Consider the following 15,232-nt stretch of genomic DNA (forward strand, 5'->3'; position numbering starts at 1 on the left):
ACAGGCGGCATCGCGCGCATCCCTCGCAAGGGCAAAATGATCCGTTTTCCTCCGTCCCCAAGGGATCAGTTGAACAGATTGCCAATGGGGTCGGGGGCGGAACTGGGGAGATAACGGATTTCTAGCTCTATGCCGAGCTTTTGCAACTCTTTGAAGGCGGCGATGTCCGTATCGCCTACGGCAATGGCAGGCGTTGCAGAGCGCTTGCCCTCCCTCGCCCGCATATGGCCGATGCTGATCTTGGTTATTGGCACACCGCCCTTAACCAGCGCGAGTGCATCCGTGGGCGACGCCACCATGATGAGAATCCATTGGCGCGGCGTTGCGGTATAAATGATGTCGATGGTCCTTTGCACCGAGAAAAACCGCGTCCAAACGCCTTCTGGCGCCGCCACCCTCATGGGTGCCCATTGGCGCGAATCCGCCGCGATCTCATCGTTGACGATTAAGACAAGATTGGAACCCACGGCTTCGTTCCACAGCTCAACGTCTTGCCCGTAAATGAAACGGTCATCGATACGCGTGAGAAGGATCTTGGGTTGAGCCATGGCTGCCCCATTCTGTTTGAGACCCATACGAGCGGGACGTCGGCCACCAACTCAACAGCAGGTCAAGTACCAAATGGGCACTGCAGACATCACGCCTCTAATATTAGTGCATTTAAAGTGAGAAAAGCCGTCAGAACACTTGCGCGGATGTGCGATGTCCCGTATCATAGACAGCCGTTGACGCCTCAGTTGCGTCATCACATGGCCGCCAGCGTAGCTCAGTTGGTAGAGCACCGCTCTCGTAAAGCGGGGGTCACCGGTTCGAGCCCGGTCGCTGGCTCCATTGCTCAAGATAGCCGCCTTCGGGCGGCTTTTTTGTTGCCGATTTTGAGTGCGTGCGCGCCAATCCAAGCATCGCCACGTCAACAGCGGCCCACTCGGTGGACTTCGGGTTTAATGCTTAGGGGCGGGGATTTACCAAAGTGAAATCTTAATGAAAAGAAACCCAGCTGCAACAATTGCCATGGTGAGGGCTCGAATTGGCCATATAGATCTAAAATAGTCACGATATACAAATGTCGAGAGACGTTGGGGATATAGATGAAAAGAACTAAGGGTTTTCTTTTGTTGGTGTTGATGCTGCTCGGACTGTTCTGCCTGAGTGGCCCTTCTTGGGCCAAGGCTGTCTGTCCTGAAGGTGAGCCTCAGCAGTCTTATACGGGCAGTCTGCTGATAACTGCTAAGGAGGGCGATGCCGACTCTCAGTCTTGGGTAAATCCCCTTGCCACTTTTGAGGGGGACGGCGGAACGGTCAAGCTTGACCATATTGGTAGCGGGATTTTGAGGTGGCAAGTTCTTCCGGACAAAATTGCGAACGATCCCTTCTCTTTTGCTGGAACGATATATCTATACAAGGTTGTGAGCGGAAAACAAAAATACGTCGATTGCTATCCGACAAACGGGTCTGGAATTGCATTCACCGGCATTTCGGGGCAGATTGATACACATGTACGAAAGGGAACCTATGTGGTGCGTTGGGTTGGAGCTGCTGCAGGCCCGATATGGATTGCGGTCTTGCGCCCCGATGTCCAAATAGGTTTCTCTCTCTAGACGGGAAGTTGCTCATGAACGCCATATACGACGGGGATGACTGGGTCGATCATTATACTTGGCGCCTGGTCGGCTCGAACGACAATGGGGATGTGGTGTTTGATGGACTATGTCCAAAGCATCTCCATCCTTTTGTCTCGTCGTTAATTGAGAGTTCCGCTCGTGTTGCCCCCTACAGCTCGGCATCGCTTCATGATACGGACGTTTTGAAGACCATAAGGGAGTCAATTGACGAGGGCACGATGAGCGGCCCGCTGTTTTCTCGGCTTGTGGGGCTAGATGAGATTGGCTCGAAACGACTGCTTGCGGGCGAAAAAGTGGAACTCACTTATCGGTCGATGATTTCAATCCTGCGGCTAGCCGATGTTCTTCGCAAATAAATGAGGCTTCCCTATTCAAAACAGAAAACCCCGCCAAACGTGATTTCCCTAGGGAAAACCCGTTTGGCGGGGTCCTAGCGTGATTTCCCTAGGGGAATCACGCCATCAGACGAACAGCTCAGCCGAGCAGTTCGCTACTCCTCCCAGTAAGCATCTGCAAGCAGCTTAAAGCAGATCTTCTTGACCGGCTGCGCACCATCGCCCGGGAACTCGAGCGTGGGCATGTGAGGCTCGCCGGCAACGAACAGCGCGAACTTGTCGTCGGCAAGATCGCCGGCGATCGAGGCGTCGGAATCGACCAGATCGTAGTCGTCCTTCTCGTCGAACTCCTGGACCAGCGTCAGGCTGCCCGTGGCGACCTTGAAGGCCTCGCGACCCTCGACATCGATCTGCAGGTCGTGATAGCGCTGATGCGTCTCGTAGTGAGCCTCTGCCTCGGGACGCGTCGTGGGAGCCATGACGTTCGCAAAGACCTTGTCGCCCAGAATCGGATGGCTGCCGACCTCGAGCTGCGCCGGGTCGTTCTCCTCGAGCCAGTCGATCAGCACGTCGAGGCCCTTGAGCATTCCGCGGTACTCCTCGATATCGCCCAATGCACCGTAAATCATCTAAATCCCCTCTCGGATCGCTTCTTTGGCGGCTAATCGGCAAACGCATTGCCGACGCTGTTGCCACCCACATACGTCTCGACCAGGGTAAGGTCGGGATTGAACACGACAGCATCGGCGTCGCGCCCCGGCATAATGCTACCGCACTTGCCGTCAACTCTAACCACAAGCAAGCAACCGATGCCGGGGGCGGCGCACAAGCTCCTACAGCTCGGTCACGACAACGCCGTTGTAAACCTCGTCCCAACGATCCATAACCAAGTGGCCAGTCATGGGATCCATGGCATTGAGCTTGCCGCAGGTGTTGGCGGTACGCAGCACCGTCTCGTCATCCGCGCCAGCAGCAATCGCATGTGCGAAGCCGGCAATGGTCGAATCGCCAGAGCCCGTAGCGTTAACGGCGGGGATATCGGGGGTCTTGGCGCGGAATGCACGGCCATTATGGAAGCCCACGGAGCCGGCAGCGCCCATGGACACGACGACCCAGGGGATATCGGAGAAGCGGGCATCAGAGGCGAGCGCGGCGCGGAGCTCGTCCACATCGTCGGTGGTAAAGCTCGTGCCCAGAAGGCCGTTAATCTCGGTCAGGTTAGGCTTGACCAGCTCGGGCTTAATTTCGGACTTAAGGGCGGCCTCGAGCGAAGCACCCGAGGTATCGAGCAGCACCTTGGCTCCGGCGTTCTCGGCAATGCCCGTGATCTTGGCATAGTAGCCTGCCTCGACACCGCGGGGCAGAGAACCCGAAATGGTGACAACGTCGGCCTTGCCCGCAAGCTCAGTAAACTTGGCGGTAAAGGCATCGAGCTCCTCGGGGGCAATTGTCGGGCCGCTCTCGAGCAGCTCGGTCTGGTTGCCGGCGTGGAGGATGTTGAGGCAAATGCGAGTCTCGCCCTTGATGGGCACAAAGTCGTTGTTAATACCGTTGGCGTCCATAAGCTCAGCCATGTAGGCGCCCATGTGGCCGCCGAGCAAACCGGTTGCCACAACGTCGTCGCCCAGCTGACCCAGCACACGGGCCACGTTGAGGCCCTTGCCGCCGGCGGTCTTTTCGGGCGTCACACGGTTGACGTCGTCGATAACGAGCTCATCGAGCTGATAGCGCGTATCAACAGACGGGTTCATCGTAACGGTGAGGATCATTTTTAGCTCCTTATCTCGCAGGCTCCTTGTGCCTCGCGATACGAGTCGACAAAACGGAATTACAGAATCTCAATCGTGAACGAGCGAACGACGGTCTCCTTGGGCTTGGCGACAAGGCAGCCGCGCTTATGCTCAAGCACGTCGTCCTCATCGGAGCAGGTCGAAAGGCCGCCCCAAGGCTCAACCGCCACAAAATCGCCCTCGGGCTTGCTCCACACAATGAGATATGGGAAGCCATCAAAGCTCAGGCGGACGCCCTTGTCCTCGCCCTTTTTGGAAAGCGTGACCTGACGGCTCTCGAGCACGTCAAAGATGGTCTCCGCAAAATCGAAGAGCTCGTGCGACAGGGGCAGCGTCTTTCCCACCATGGGGTTCTTGGAGCGGTTTGCCACGTCAATCAAGCCAGTCGAAGGGACAGCAGTGCAAAGCTCCGCAGCCTCGTCTTTCTCAAAGCGCAGTTCGTAGTCCGTATAGGCCTCGCCCTCATCGAGCGGACACCTAAAGCCGGGATGACCGCCGATAAAGAACGGCATGTCCTCGGTGCCCTCGTTGGTCACCTCATAGGAAACGCGCACGGCAGCGTCCTCAAGCGCATAGCGGGCGACAAGCTTAAACGGGTAGGGATAATCGCTCAGCAGTGCCGCGTTATCCTCCGAATCCAGGCACATCGCCAGCTCGTTCTCGCTCTGGCTCAGCAGCTTCCACTCCTGTTTGCGCGCAAACCCGTGGCGAGCGAGCTTTACATGATGCCCGGCAAACGTCATGGCGTTGTTGTCACGCAAGCCTCCGCAAATCGGGAAGCAAATCGGCGCCTGGCCGGACCACACGGCGGGATCGCCCTGCCACAAATACTCGCGACCGTCGGCCTCAATCGAGGTAAACGAGCCGCCGGCCGTGGACACCTTAATAGAAATCGAATCGTTAGAGAGAGCGTATTCCATTGCCCATCCTTTCGAACAACTGCTTTTGCTCGCAAGTACCTGTCTCGGCCCTGACCAAAGGACAAACTCGCACGTTCATCGATGCGTCCGGTATCCCGGCCATGCAACGGGGTACCATACAGACATTGAAGCAATTACGGCTGAAAGGCCTTCTTATTCGAACCATCATCCTCTACGCCTCGCGCCATCACGGCAATACGAAAAAGCTCGTGGACGCCATCGTTGAGGCACACCCCGAAATCGATACCCTCGACGTGAAGTCACTCGGTAAAAACGAGTACCCCGACCTGCACGAATACCATCTGATCGGCGTCGCCACGGGCATTTATTACTCCGAGATCGACAAGGATATGGCACGCGTGCTCACGAACGTGCTGCAGCCGCAGGACAAGGTGTTTGGCCTTATGACCTACGGTGGCAAAAACAAGTGGTACAGCAAGGATATCGATGGTATCTGCCGCATGAGGCAGGCCATCTTTATGGGCGTCTACGGCTGCCCCGGCTTTGATACGTGGGGGCCGTTTAAACTCACCGGCGGTGTCCAAAAGGGGCACCCGACCGCTGAGGAAATTAAGGGCGCCATCGACTTCTTCGACAAGATCGAAGACGAGTATGGCGACATCATCGTCGAAGAGTACGCCAAGCGCGAGAAGCGTCTAGCCTACGAAAAGGAGCGTCCTGCGGGAGGTCTTGTGGCCGGCGTCAAGCGCACGGCAAAGAAGATCGCTAACAAGCTGTAATTGTGAAGGTACTTTTGAGCGTTTAACCCATACGGCGGGTCCGAGCAGATTCGGGCCCGCCGTCTTTTTCTATCGTTACTCGGTAAAGGCGTTGCCGACGCTCTGGCCGCCAACATACGTCTCGACGAGGGTAAGCTCATGGTCGAACACGACAAAGTCGGCGTCGCGACCCGGCATGATGCTGCCGCACTTACCCTCGATGTGCGCGGAGCGTGCCGGCACCTCGGTTGCCATGCGAATGGCGATATCGGCGCTGGCGATGCCCCAGTCAACGATGTTCTTGACGCCCTGGGCAAGCGTGAGCACCGAGCCGGCAATGCTCTTGCCGTCGGCGAGCCAGCACAGGTTGTCCTTCATGATGACGTCCATGCCACCACTGGTGTAGCTGCCCTCGGGCATGCCGCCACAGCCCAAACAGTCAGTGATGAGCACCGTGTGTTGCCAGCCCTTTGCCTGCAGCAGCGCCTTGATGGCGGCAGGGTTAACGTGCTTGCCGTCACAGATGATCTCGGCGTAGGTCTCGGGCGTGGACATGGCAGCACCCACGACACCGGGCTCACGGTGATGCAGCCCGCGCTGACCGTTATAGGTATGCGTAAAGCAGCTGGCACCGGCGTTGATGGCGGCGATGCACTCATCGTAGGTGGCGTCGGAGTGACCGATGCTGGTCACCACACCCTTGGCATTCAGAGCAGCCGCATAAGCAGCGGCACCGTCGCGCTCGGCCGCCATGGCGCTCTTGACGATGCGACCACCCGCAGCCTCCTGCCACTGATCGAAAACCTCCTCGGAAGGATCGATAAGATAAGCGGGGTTCTGCGCGCCCACGTGCTTCATGGTAAAGAAGGGGCCCTCCAGGTAGATGCCCTGAATGCGAGCACCGCAGAAGTCGGGGCCGCGACCCTCGTCCGCCTGAGCGATGGCGGCGCAGGCGTCCTTGATCTGCTCGACGCCATCGGTGAACGTCGTGGGCAGCCAGCTGGTGGTACCGCGACGGGCGAGCTCGGTCGAGCTGATATCGATGCCCTCGGGATCATTATCGGTAGTCGAGTGGTTGTAGAAGCCATGGATGTGAGTATCGACCATACCCGGTGCGATCCACGACCCCGTGTAGTCCTTAATCTCGCAAGAGGGCTCGTCGGCCTGCCAGGCGCCAAAGACGCCATCCTCGACCATAAGATAGCCGCCCAGTTGCGGACCTGCCGGCAAGAAGAACTTGTCAGCCTTAATTGCGTACGTGCTCATATGCACTCCTCGCTTTAAAGCAGTTGACTGTGGTGATGCTATACCCAGCTCAGGTAAAACAAAAAGCGCCCGCCCGCCGTTATGAGCGGACGGGCGCCCTTACAGAGGGACGCGATTAAGCGGTGAAGGGGTGAATCGTCACGCCCTTGACCACGCGGTTGACCGTGCCGGTGGGGCTCGGCGTATCGGGCGTGTTGCCCACGCGCACGGAGTTGAGCAGGCTGATGGCCTGGGCAAACATCACGAACGGCAGAGCGAGGTAGCCCTCGGGAAGCGCTTCGTAGCCCTTAAAGGTGAAGGACTCACCCTCATAGACGGTAGCACCTTCCTGCTGAACGGCGACGGTGTGCTGAGCGATCTCGTCGCCGCCGATCTCGTTGAGGATGTCGATATCGTACTGACGGGTATAGGCGTCGTTATTGACGAACACGAAGACGAGCGTCTTATCGTCGACGAAGGACTTAGGTCCGTGACGATAGCCCATGGAGGTGTCGTAGGAAGTAGCGACCAGACCGTGAGCGAGCTCGAGGATCTTGAGCTGGCTCTCCTGGGCAAGGCCACCGAAGGAGCCAGAACCCAAGTAGGTCACGCGGTTGAAGTCGCCAGCCAGGTAATCGGCGATCTCAGGCTCACGAGAGATGACCTCCTCGCCCATCTTGGCAATCGTCTCGACCCACTCGGCCTTCTGCTCGTCAGAGGCCGTATCGAAAATAAGGGTAGAGAGCAGGGTCATGCAGGAATAAGAACCAGTCATGGCGAAGCCCTTGTCGTTGGCGCGCGGAATGAGCAGCGTCAGCGCGTTGGGATCATCGGCAGACTCAACGGCGAGCTTGCCCTCGGGAGCGCAGGTGATGTTGAGGAACTTGACGTTGTGGACGAGCTCCTTGGCAACGGCAACGGCGGCAAGGCTCTCGGGGCTATTGCCAGAGCGGGCAAAGGAAACCACGAGCGTGGGATCCTCGGCGCGCAGGAAGTCGCGCGGGGCGCTCACGATGTCGGTCGTGGCGATGGGCTTAAAGTCGTAGAGATCAGTGTTGCCAGCGTGACGCAGGTACGGGGCGCAGGTATCGCCAACGTAGTCGGACGTACCGGCACCGGTGAAGACAACGGACAGACGACCCTCGCCCATAGCGCGAGCCTCGGCCAGGAAGACCTCGATGGCCTCCTTGTTCTCGCGATAGATGTTGAGCGTATCACGCCAAAGCTCGGGCTGCTGAGCAATCTCGGCCGTGGTGATCTGGGCGCCGAGCTCGGTGAGCTCCTCGACACTCTTCTCGAACATTTCTAATACTTCTTTCTTTACTAAATTGTCTGATATACAAAGACTCAACCTGAAAAGTCAAATCGAGTAGTAGTCATAGGCTGTTTTTCTTTCGTTAGCACTCGTATCCGATCACACAGTATCTCGATAGTGAGAGATTCTGTACTTGAACTTGTCCGCGCGAGCCACCGAAAGCGTGAACTCGACAACATCATTTTGGGTGTTGTGAGTAGTTCGGACTATGTCCAGAACTGGCGCACCCTCACTAATACCTAGAAGCCGAGCGTCACATGGACGTGCTATACCCGCAGAGAACTCCTCATCCGCTACTCGAATTTTCTGCTGATAATCCTGCTCAATGACATCGTAAAGGGGCTTCTGTTCGAGTAGAGGACGCTTGAGTGAAATAAAGAGCCTTGCTGGAAGATAGCTACGCTCAACCATCATAGGTATACCATCTGCCATCCGTAAACGTTTGAGTTTTAATACCTTTTCACCCAAACGAATCCCCATTTGTATCGAGAGCGTTTTATCTGCTTCCATTTCACAGAACTCTAAGATGGTTGTTCCTGGCCGCCGGCCCATCGCTTTCATCTGTTCAGTAAAACTGTACGATTGGGTAAGATTTGTTGCTTGAGCCAGTCGATCGGCAACAAACGTACCGCGACCTTGTTTTCGTACAATCCGACCAAGATACTCAAGTTCCTGAATTGCAAGCCGGACAGTCGACCGCGAAAGCCCGAAACGTTCGGCAAGCTCACGTTCGGACGGAATCAAATCACCTGGCTGATATTCATGATCAATTTTTTCGATCAGAATATCTACGAGCTGGTCATATAGCGGTTGTCTGTGCCTCGTGCACGTCATGATATTCTCCACGTAATGAGCAATTGACCAATACTTCAGCCTTCAGGTAACGCACCAACATGTCCAATAAATGGGCTAATAGCGACACTACATCTCATCGTCTTCATCAATGTCAGCACTCTCGAGTTTCTTGAGATCGACTCCCTCACGACCAACGACCCGTGCGCGTTCGGCAAGTTCATCAAGCGTTGGGTCTCCAAACGCACGCGTCATAACGAGCTCCACCAGCATAGGTAGATTTGTTCCGGTGACAACGGTCACGTTATCGAGCTCAGTCGTCATTGGGATAGCTTGATTGAACGGAGTACCGCCAAGCAAATCAACAAACACCAATACGCCATCACAAGCTTGACGCATCTTGGCAATGCAGGTTCGCAAATCATCACCAAAAGTAACCGCCTCCGAGCCCGCAAAAGGAACTACCTCAAAATTAGGTTGTTCGCCGGCGACCATATCCACAGCGCTTTTCAAACCTGGTGCAAACTGACCGTGACCAGTTAGTACAAATCCAATCATTCTATCTACCTTTCTACCGTTCGCTTTCTCTAGCCAAAGAACCCCACAAAAGGGCTCTTACGACCACTGCATCATTAAAGTTTAGTGAGTATTTTGTTTTATCGTGGGAGGTCTGTGAGCGTCTCTAAGCTGCTTTTCAAGGTTGCGATATCTAAGTGCTTCGCCCTTGTTCCCGCTGCTCTCATATTGATATGAAAGCAGCAGATAGAGCTTTCCGCGTAACCCAAGGTCGCTCGTATCCAGCATAGCTTCCATCTCATCGATCTTATCATGCCGACGGCAAAAGACTATGTCGTAGGTTAATTGACTGTCCGCCAAAATGCCCTTCGACACGATGGGGCGCATCTCTTCCAACATGGACGCCGCCCGCTTCCGGTCACCCGTCTTGATATAGAAATTAAAGGCGCGAACCGCAAGCTGTCGACGTTGTTTGTCGCTGCACGGCATCTCCAGCAAGTGGTCAAGCATTCGATCTGCATATGCGTCCATATCAGCAGCTTCATAGATCGTGAAACGCAGGTAATACTGCTTATACGTAGACATTACTATGCGCGCAAGTTTGCGATCGAGCAGGTCTATGCAATCTTGGTATAAGCCCAAGTTAAACAATACCTGCAATTTCATATCGAAGTATTTTTTCGCTCCTTCGGTCACAGCGAAATAAGCCACGACAACACAAATAAACAGGACGATCCAAAATGGCATTGCACTATATTCCCTTCAAGGCAGCCTTAAGGAATTAATCGAACACGATGACTGCATAACCGCCTATGAACAGCGGTGTCCGACAAAACAAAAGAGGCGCACACTCCAGGGGATATGGCGATAAAGTCGCCTTGGAGGTGTGCGCCACGTCTCAATTGAGGCTCAAATGCCGTGACAATATGGGGTATTTAGCCCTTGCAAATGATACCGAATGCACCCAAGGCAATGGACAGAACCAAGACGATAAAGATGGCCTTCGTCGAGGTCATGCCCTTCTTACCGAGGAGCCAGTATACGAAGCCGACGAGTGCGGCAGGAACCAGCTTGGGGCAAATCATATTGCAGATGTTCTGCAAGTCAACGGTAACGCCGCCGATAACAGGCTTCGCCGCAATAACGATACCGACATTGGTTGCGACCAGAGCACCGACCATAAAGACACCCATTACGGAGGCCGCGTCGGTCAACGCATTCAGGCGATCGCTCATGGTGGTGACGAGCTTCATACCCTGCTCATAGGCCATGTGGGTCTGCTTGCAGCGGAACCAGTCAACAAGGATGTTCACGGCGACCCAGATGAAGATACCCAAGGGGTTGCCGTTCATGGCCATATTGGCAGCCAGAGCGCCGAAAATGGTCGGGAGCAGCGAACCGAAGATGGAATCGCCGATGGAAGCCAGCGGTCCCATGAGACCAGTCTTGAGACCGGCAACAGCCTCGAGGCCCTCAATGCCCTCCTCTTCCTCGATCGCCAAATCGATACCGGTGATGATCGTGTTGAGGAAGTTTGAGGTGTTGAAGAACGGTGCGCACTGGGCGCGGCAGGCTTCCTTTAGCTCCGGCGTGCCGTCACCGTACAGCTTGCGCAGCGTGGGCAGGATAATCCAGAGATAACCAGAGTGCTGCATGCGCTCGTAGTTCCAACCATCCTGGAAACCAAACAGGTTACGACGGTTGATCTGCGCAAGGTCGTCCTTGGTAATCTTGTAGCCAGTGGTGCCATTGGCGAGTTTCTCATTAGAGCTCATCGTCGTCTCCCTCCGCAGCGCCAGCAGCAGCGACGGGACGCTGGTTGTTCTTGTAGTACAGCAAAGACAGAGCAAAGCCAATAATAGCGATCGCCAGCATCGACATGTTATTGAACATACCGACCATATCCACGGCGCCCTTACCAAGCGCACCGTTCACAGCGACGATGTTGGCGTTGAGGTTCATGATGCTCGTGAAGGCCGTACCAAACAGGGCGGCGACTACAAAGCCGAGCAGCAGGTAGGCGACGTGCTTTTTGACCGGCAGGTAACGGAGCAGGATGGCGAAGCCAACGGCGGGCAAGGCACCGCCAGCAACAGACAGACCGTCACCCAGCCACTTCCAGTCGCCGTTAAGGGCGGTGGTGATGCCCTCGACCACGCCCTGGCCAAATGCGAGAGCCAGGAAGACCGGAATCATGCGGGACAACATCCAGGAAACGGCACCGAGCAAGTAGTGTACGTTGTAGGCGCCCCAGTTCATCTTCTCGATATCGGCATCGCACATGTGACCGAAGAACGTGTTGGCGAAACGGCCGGCGATATCGGTGTAAACGAGAATGGCAGCGACAGGTACGCCGATGGCGGCAAGAGCCGTCTCGGGATTCATGCCCGCACCCACGGCAAAGGCAGTGGCGACCAGAGTGCCGGAGTTGGCATCGATACGAGAGGCGCCGCCAAAGGTACCAACGCCCAGGACGGTGAGCTGCATGCTGCCGCCGATAAACAGGCCAGTCTGCAGGTCGCCCATAATCAAACCGGTAATCATACCGGAGAAGACGGCTGAGCCGGCACAGGTGTACCAGTTCAGCTCATCCATAATCTGATAACCCGCATACAGGGTTAACAGAAGAATCTGCCACCAAGCAATCATGGTAAACTCCTTATTTAAGGTGTAACAGTTTCTACAATACCAATACGCTTATATAAACCGTGCATCCCCCTTCACGGCCTAGCGTTAATTCGACTAGAGCGTGAGAGCCTCTGGGTTATCCTGCGGCGTCAGCTGAATGACAATAGGAAGATTATCGGCCTTGAGTTTGGCAAATGCGTCAAGGTCCCCCTGGTCGCAACTAATGTTGCGATTCAGCTTCTTGACCGGCTCCATTGTCGTCATATTACCGACGATGAGCTGCTCAAGCTTAACACCTTGTTCCAAAAGTCGAACGTAGACCTCAGGCTTTTTCGCAACAATGAAGAGACGTTGCGCATCATATTTGCCAGCAGTGATGTTGGCAGCGGCCTTGTCGACAGGAAGCACGGACAACTTCACAGTTGCCGGGCAAGCCATGCGAAGAACCTGCTTTTGGGTAGCATCTTGCGATACCTCGTCGTCAACTACCATGAAGCGGCTTACCTGACGGGCGTTAGACCAGAGGTTTGCCACCTGTCCGTGAATCAAGCGAAAGTCGATTCGTGCGCCTACAATCATTTCTACTCAACTCCTTCTTGTTCAAGTGTACGGATAACGGGCTCAGAGCGAAGGGAGATTTTCGCATCATACACGCCCTCTGTTTCGAACATAACGAGTTCATTGGTACCAGGGTGTAATAAACCGTGCGGAACATAGAGCGTCATGATGGGACCCTTATCCCAAAAACGTCCGACATTCGTTCCGTTTACGAATGCCACACCCTTTCCAAAACCCGTAGTGTCGATAAAGGTATCAGCCGGCTCAGATATATCAAACTTTGCGCGATAAAAGGAAGGTTGCCCCTCTACCCAGCCGGCGGAATAATCAAGATTATCGATGTTATCGAGTGGCAGACAACGCATCTCCCAACCGGTAACAAAGTGAAGATCAACGCAAACTCCTGTCCTAATGCCCTTATGCTGCGTATCAGCGAGCAATTTGTGACCATAATTGACGCGACCCATATCCTCGGTCAGAACATCCAGGCGGTTGTGTTCACAGGGAAGAACGCAGTGAATATCTTCCCCGATGTGCTCCTGATACTGCGTCGCCACCTTGTCACCGTTCACAAACACCTGAGCGCGGTCGCGGGCGTCAATAACCCGAATACGCTCTTCATCTGCACGGTCACGCTCGACAGTCGTGGTATATAACGTATATCCATACGACTGACCCATCTCTTCCATGGGCATAGGATATTGGGCTTCAATCGGCTCCGAAAGAATATCGAGCACATTAAAGAGACTTACGCGCTCACTCACCGAAATATCGGGCATGGAAAACGCCTTTTTTGTTAACGGCTTGCTTTGCGCGATATCGGGATACAGCTCGTGAACTGTCCTTTGAATTGCGAAGTATTTCTCGGTCGGGTTGCCCTGTTCGTCCAATGGAGCATCGTAGTCATATGATGTCACCTGGTGCAGGTCATGCGTATGGCGTGCAGAACATCCGTTCATAAATCCAAAGTTGGTGCCTCCATGAAACATGTAGAGGTTTAAAGATCCTCCAAGCTCGAGCACCTCGCGAACGCAAGAGGCAAGATCTTCGGGATCGCGTCTGATGACGTTCTCCCCATAGCGATTGAACCAGCCGTCCCACAACTCCATGCACATAAGAGGCCATTGTTTTCCATGCTCCTTGTGAAAAGCAGAAAGAGCCTCAAAGTTCTCCTTTGCATGAGAACCAAAGTTGCCGGTGCACAACACATCATCGTCAATGAGCGTACCGGCACGAAGGCACCCACGCCACGGGCCATCGGAAGTACAAAGGGGCACGGAAACCCCACGCTCGACCATAAGGCGACGAATCGCGCGAAGATAGTCCTTATCCTCGCAATATGATCCATACTCGTTTTCAACCTGCATCATGATGATATTTCCGCCCTTGTCAATCTGACGCGAGACGAGTATCGGCATGAGATGGTCGTAGTACTGCGCAACGTGAGCAAGAAATTTGGGGTCGCTGCTACGCGGCCTCATATCATGTTCGCGCAGCAGCCATGCTGGCATGCCGCCAAATTCCCATTCTGCACAAATAAACGGAGAGGGCCGAACAATTGCATACAGACCGAGCGATGCTGCCTCATCAAGAAATGCCGCCAAATCGATTGAGCCAGAAAAATCGAAGACGCCAGGCTTTGGCTCATGAAGATTCCACGGTACATACGTTTCGACCGTATTAAACCCAAGAGCCTTAAGGTTATAGAGCGAGTGGTGCCAGTCGCTCGGATGAACACGCATATAGTGAATCGCCCCCGACAAGATGGTGAACGGCTCATCATCGAGTAGGAATTGATTGGTGATCTTAAACGAATGCATGCTACTCCCGATCTTCGTGCTCTACGACGCGGATGCCGGTTCCCCGACCCTCAGCTAAACGCCTTGCCTATTATGGACGCATTGACGCAATTATGTAGTCAGAATCTGAAGTGGTCCGTAAACGGTAGCCAAATGACGATGAACGGCTTTAATGAACAAAATATAAACCCGCTGGTAAATTACTTTTTAACTATAGATTTCTAACGATTCTATATTTGAAAGGTGGTATGTACCAGCTATCCACTATTTCATACTAGTTACATTATGCTCCAATCGCATTTCTTCAAATGCTTATCTACTTTGTTGTTGCCGATTTGAGTGCGCGTGCGCCAACCCAAGCATCGTCACGGCTTCAGTTCCCCTATTCATAAACATAAAACCCCGCCAAACGTGATTCCCCTAGGGAAAACACGCTTGGCGGGGTCGTGGCGTGATTTCCCTAGGGAAATCACGCCATCAGGCGAACAACTCAGCCGAGCAGCGCGTTACTCCTCCCAGTAAGCGTCTGCAAGCAGCTTAAAGCAGATCTTCTTGACCGGCTGTGCGCCATCGCCCGGGAACTCGAGTGTGGGCATGTGAGGCTCGCCGGCAACGAACAGCGCGAACTTGTCGTCGGCAAGATCGCCGGCGATCGAGGCGTCGGAATCGACCAGATCGTAGTCGTCCTTCTCGTCGAACTCCTGGACCAGCGTCAGGCTGCCCGTGGCGACCTTGAAGGCCTCGCGACCCTCGACATCGATCTGCAGGTCGTGATAGCGCTGATGCGTCTCGTAGTGAGCCTCTGCCTCGGGACGCGTCGTGGGAGCCATGACGTTCGCAAAGACCTTGTCGCCCAGAATCGGATGGCTGCCGACCTCGAGCTGCGCCGGGTCGTTCTCCTCGAGCCAGTCGATCAACACGTCGAGGCCCTTGAGCATTCCGCGGTACTCCTCGATATCGCCCAATGCACCGTAAATCATCTAAATCCCCTCT

At 54.7% G+C, this 15,232-nt stretch carries 17 protein-coding genes and 1 tRNA gene; 4 read left to right on the forward strand and 14 right to left on the reverse strand.

Annotated features, from left to right (window positions below; translation table 11 throughout):
* Positions 1-65: 65 nt before the first annotated feature.
* Entirely contained in the window at positions 66-548 is a 483-nt protein-coding gene (locus PMW70_RS04615; RefSeq protein ID WP_117766463.1) for a PTS sugar transporter subunit IIB, read from the reverse strand.
* A gap of 207 nt (positions 549-755) precedes the next feature.
* On the opposite strand from PMW70_RS04615, the gene PMW70_RS04620 reads away from it, so the two are divergent.
* From PMW70_RS04620 to PMW70_RS04630, 3 genes are all read left to right on the forward strand, one after another.
* A tRNA-Thr gene (locus PMW70_RS04620) sits at positions 756-831 on the forward strand.
* A 257-nt stretch (positions 832-1,088) separates the two neighbouring features.
* Positions 1,089-1,598, forward strand: a complete 510-nt coding sequence (locus PMW70_RS04625; protein WP_117766461.1) for a hypothetical protein — start codon at positions 1,089-1,091, stop codon at positions 1,596-1,598.
* Between the two features lie 14 nt (positions 1,599-1,612).
* Positions 1,613-1,978 (forward strand): hypothetical protein, encoded by a 366-nt coding sequence (locus tag PMW70_RS04630; RefSeq protein ID WP_117766459.1) that lies wholly within the window; start codon positions 1,613-1,615, stop codon positions 1,976-1,978.
* A 134-nt stretch (positions 1,979-2,112) separates the two neighbouring features.
* On the opposite strand, the gene PMW70_RS04635 is transcribed toward PMW70_RS04630, so the two are convergent.
* The 3 genes from PMW70_RS04635 to PMW70_RS04645 form a co-directional block, all read right to left on the reverse strand.
* Positions 2,113-2,586 carry a NanQ anomerase/TabA/YiaL family protein gene (locus PMW70_RS04635; RefSeq protein ID WP_117654927.1) on the reverse strand — a complete coding sequence of 158 codons (474 nt, stop codon included), beginning with the start codon at positions 2,584-2,586 and terminating at the stop codon, positions 2,113-2,115.
* Positions 2,587-2,790: 204 nt separating this feature from the next.
* Positions 2,791-3,726: a hexose kinase gene (locus PMW70_RS04640; protein ID WP_195543938.1), complete on the reverse strand. Its 936-nt coding sequence runs from the start codon at positions 3,724-3,726 to the stop codon at positions 2,791-2,793.
* A gap of 59 nt (positions 3,727-3,785) precedes the next feature.
* Complete coding sequence (locus PMW70_RS04645) at positions 3,786-4,667, reverse strand: aldose 1-epimerase family protein (protein WP_271744014.1); 882 nt, start codon at positions 4,665-4,667, stop codon at positions 3,786-3,788.
* A 125-nt stretch (positions 4,668-4,792) separates the two neighbouring features.
* Here PMW70_RS04645 and PMW70_RS04650 point away from each other — a divergent pair, with 125 nt between their 5' ends.
* Positions 4,793-5,407 (forward strand): flavodoxin domain-containing protein, encoded by a 615-nt coding sequence (locus PMW70_RS04650; RefSeq protein WP_271744015.1) that lies wholly within the window; start codon positions 4,793-4,795, stop codon positions 5,405-5,407.
* A 75-nt stretch (positions 5,408-5,482) separates the two neighbouring features.
* Here the strand turns inward: PMW70_RS04650 and nagA are convergent, their stop codons facing one another.
* The 10 genes from nagA to PMW70_RS04700 all read right to left on the reverse strand — a co-directional run bounded on the left by nagA (position 5,483) and on the right by PMW70_RS04700 (position 15,219).
* Positions 5,483-6,652, reverse strand: a complete 1,170-nt coding sequence (gene nagA / locus PMW70_RS04655; RefSeq protein ID WP_271744016.1) for an N-acetylglucosamine-6-phosphate deacetylase — start codon at positions 6,650-6,652, stop codon at positions 5,483-5,485.
* 115 nt (positions 6,653-6,767) lie between these two features.
* Positions 6,768-7,934 (reverse strand): AgaS family sugar isomerase, encoded by a 1,167-nt coding sequence (locus PMW70_RS04660; RefSeq protein WP_271744017.1) that lies wholly within the window; start codon positions 7,932-7,934, stop codon positions 6,768-6,770.
* Between the two features lie 111 nt (positions 7,935-8,045).
* On the reverse strand, positions 8,046-8,780 hold the full coding sequence (locus tag PMW70_RS04665; RefSeq protein WP_271744018.1) for a GntR family transcriptional regulator: 735 nt from the start codon (positions 8,778-8,780) through the stop codon (positions 8,046-8,048).
* Between the two features lie 87 nt (positions 8,781-8,867).
* Positions 8,868-9,296 carry a PTS sugar transporter subunit IIA gene (locus tag PMW70_RS04670; RefSeq protein WP_040360084.1) on the reverse strand — a complete coding sequence of 143 codons (429 nt, stop codon included), beginning with the start codon at positions 9,294-9,296 and terminating at the stop codon, positions 8,868-8,870.
* A gap of 81 nt (positions 9,297-9,377) precedes the next feature.
* A complete protein-coding gene (locus tag PMW70_RS04675) occupies positions 9,378-10,001 on the reverse strand; it encodes a hypothetical protein (protein ID WP_099432211.1) in 624 nt (207 codons plus the stop codon).
* A gap of 188 nt (positions 10,002-10,189) precedes the next feature.
* Positions 10,190-11,029, reverse strand: coding sequence for a PTS system mannose/fructose/sorbose family transporter subunit IID (locus PMW70_RS04680; protein ID WP_099432212.1), 840 nt, complete (start codon positions 11,027-11,029; stop codon positions 10,190-10,192).
* Positions 11,019-11,903, reverse strand: a complete 885-nt coding sequence (locus PMW70_RS04685) for a PTS mannose/fructose/sorbose/N-acetylgalactosamine transporter subunit IIC (RefSeq protein ID WP_271744019.1) — start codon at positions 11,901-11,903, stop codon at positions 11,019-11,021. The genes PMW70_RS04680 and PMW70_RS04685 overlap by 11 nt, the downstream gene beginning before the upstream one ends.
* A gap of 93 nt (positions 11,904-11,996) precedes the next feature.
* Positions 11,997-12,461, reverse strand: coding sequence for a PTS sugar transporter subunit IIB (locus tag PMW70_RS04690; RefSeq protein ID WP_006236263.1), 465 nt, complete (start codon positions 12,459-12,461; stop codon positions 11,997-11,999).
* Between the two features lie 2 nt (positions 12,462-12,463).
* The gene (locus PMW70_RS04695) at positions 12,464-14,260 is read right to left on the reverse strand and encodes a glycoside hydrolase family 35 protein (RefSeq protein ID WP_195543932.1); all 1,797 of its coding nucleotides are present in this window, start codon (positions 14,258-14,260) and stop codon (positions 12,464-12,466) included.
* Positions 14,261-14,745: 485 nt separating this feature from the next.
* Positions 14,746-15,219 (reverse strand): NanQ anomerase/TabA/YiaL family protein, encoded by a 474-nt coding sequence (locus PMW70_RS04700; RefSeq protein WP_117654927.1) that lies wholly within the window; start codon positions 15,217-15,219, stop codon positions 14,746-14,748.
* Positions 15,220-15,232 lie beyond the last annotated feature (13 nt).

It is taken from the genome of Collinsella aerofaciens, from assembly GCF_028209625.1.
GTDB lineage: Bacteria > Actinomycetota > Coriobacteriia > Coriobacteriales > Coriobacteriaceae > Collinsella > Collinsella aerofaciens_AM.

Excerpts from the sequence above, each read along its gene's own strand:
- PMW70_RS04615 (WP_117766463.1), bottom strand. The coding sequence starts at position 548 with ATGGCTCAACCCAAGATCCTTCTCACGCGTATCGATGACCGTTTCATT.
- PMW70_RS04625 (WP_117766461.1), top strand. The coding sequence starts at position 1,089 with ATGAAAAGAACTAAGGGTTTTCTTTTGTTGGTGTTGATGCTGCTCGGA.
- PMW70_RS04630 (WP_117766459.1), top strand. The coding sequence starts at position 1,613 with ATGAACGCCATATACGACGGGGATGACTGGGTCGATCATTATACTTGG.
- PMW70_RS04635 (WP_117654927.1), bottom strand. The coding sequence starts at position 2,586 with ATGATTTACGGTGCATTGGGCGATATCGAGGAGTACCGCGGAATGCTC.
- PMW70_RS04640 (WP_195543938.1), bottom strand. The coding sequence starts at position 3,726 with ATGATCCTCACCGTTACGATGAACCCGTCTGTTGATACGCGCTATCAG.
- PMW70_RS04645 (WP_271744014.1), bottom strand. The coding sequence starts at position 4,667 with ATGGAATACGCTCTCTCTAACGATTCGATTTCTATTAAGGTGTCCACG.
- nagA (WP_271744016.1), bottom strand. The coding sequence starts at position 6,652 with ATGAGCACGTACGCAATTAAGGCTGACAAGTTCTTCTTGCCGGCAGGT.
- PMW70_RS04660 (WP_271744017.1), bottom strand. The coding sequence starts at position 7,934 with ATGTTCGAGAAGAGTGTCGAGGAGCTCACCGAGCTCGGCGCCCAGATC.
- PMW70_RS04665 (WP_271744018.1), bottom strand. The coding sequence starts at position 8,780 with ATGACGTGCACGAGGCACAGACAACCGCTATATGACCAGCTCGTAGAT.
- PMW70_RS04670 (WP_040360084.1), bottom strand. The coding sequence starts at position 9,296 with ATGATTGGATTTGTACTAACTGGTCACGGTCAGTTTGCACCAGGTTTG.
- PMW70_RS04675 (WP_099432211.1), bottom strand. The coding sequence starts at position 10,001 with ATGCCATTTTGGATCGTCCTGTTTATTTGTGTTGTCGTGGCTTATTTC.
- PMW70_RS04680 (WP_099432212.1), bottom strand. The coding sequence starts at position 11,029 with ATGAGCTCTAATGAGAAACTCGCCAATGGCACCACTGGCTACAAGATT.
- PMW70_RS04685 (WP_271744019.1), bottom strand. The coding sequence starts at position 11,903 with ATGATTGCTTGGTGGCAGATTCTTCTGTTAACCCTGTATGCGGGTTAT.
- PMW70_RS04690 (WP_006236263.1), bottom strand. The coding sequence starts at position 12,461 with ATGATTGTAGGCGCACGAATCGACTTTCGCTTGATTCACGGACAGGTG.
- PMW70_RS04695 (WP_195543932.1), bottom strand. The coding sequence starts at position 14,260 with ATGCATTCGTTTAAGATCACCAATCAATTCCTACTCGATGATGAGCCG.
- PMW70_RS04700 (WP_117654927.1), bottom strand. The coding sequence starts at position 15,219 with ATGATTTACGGTGCATTGGGCGATATCGAGGAGTACCGCGGAATGCTC.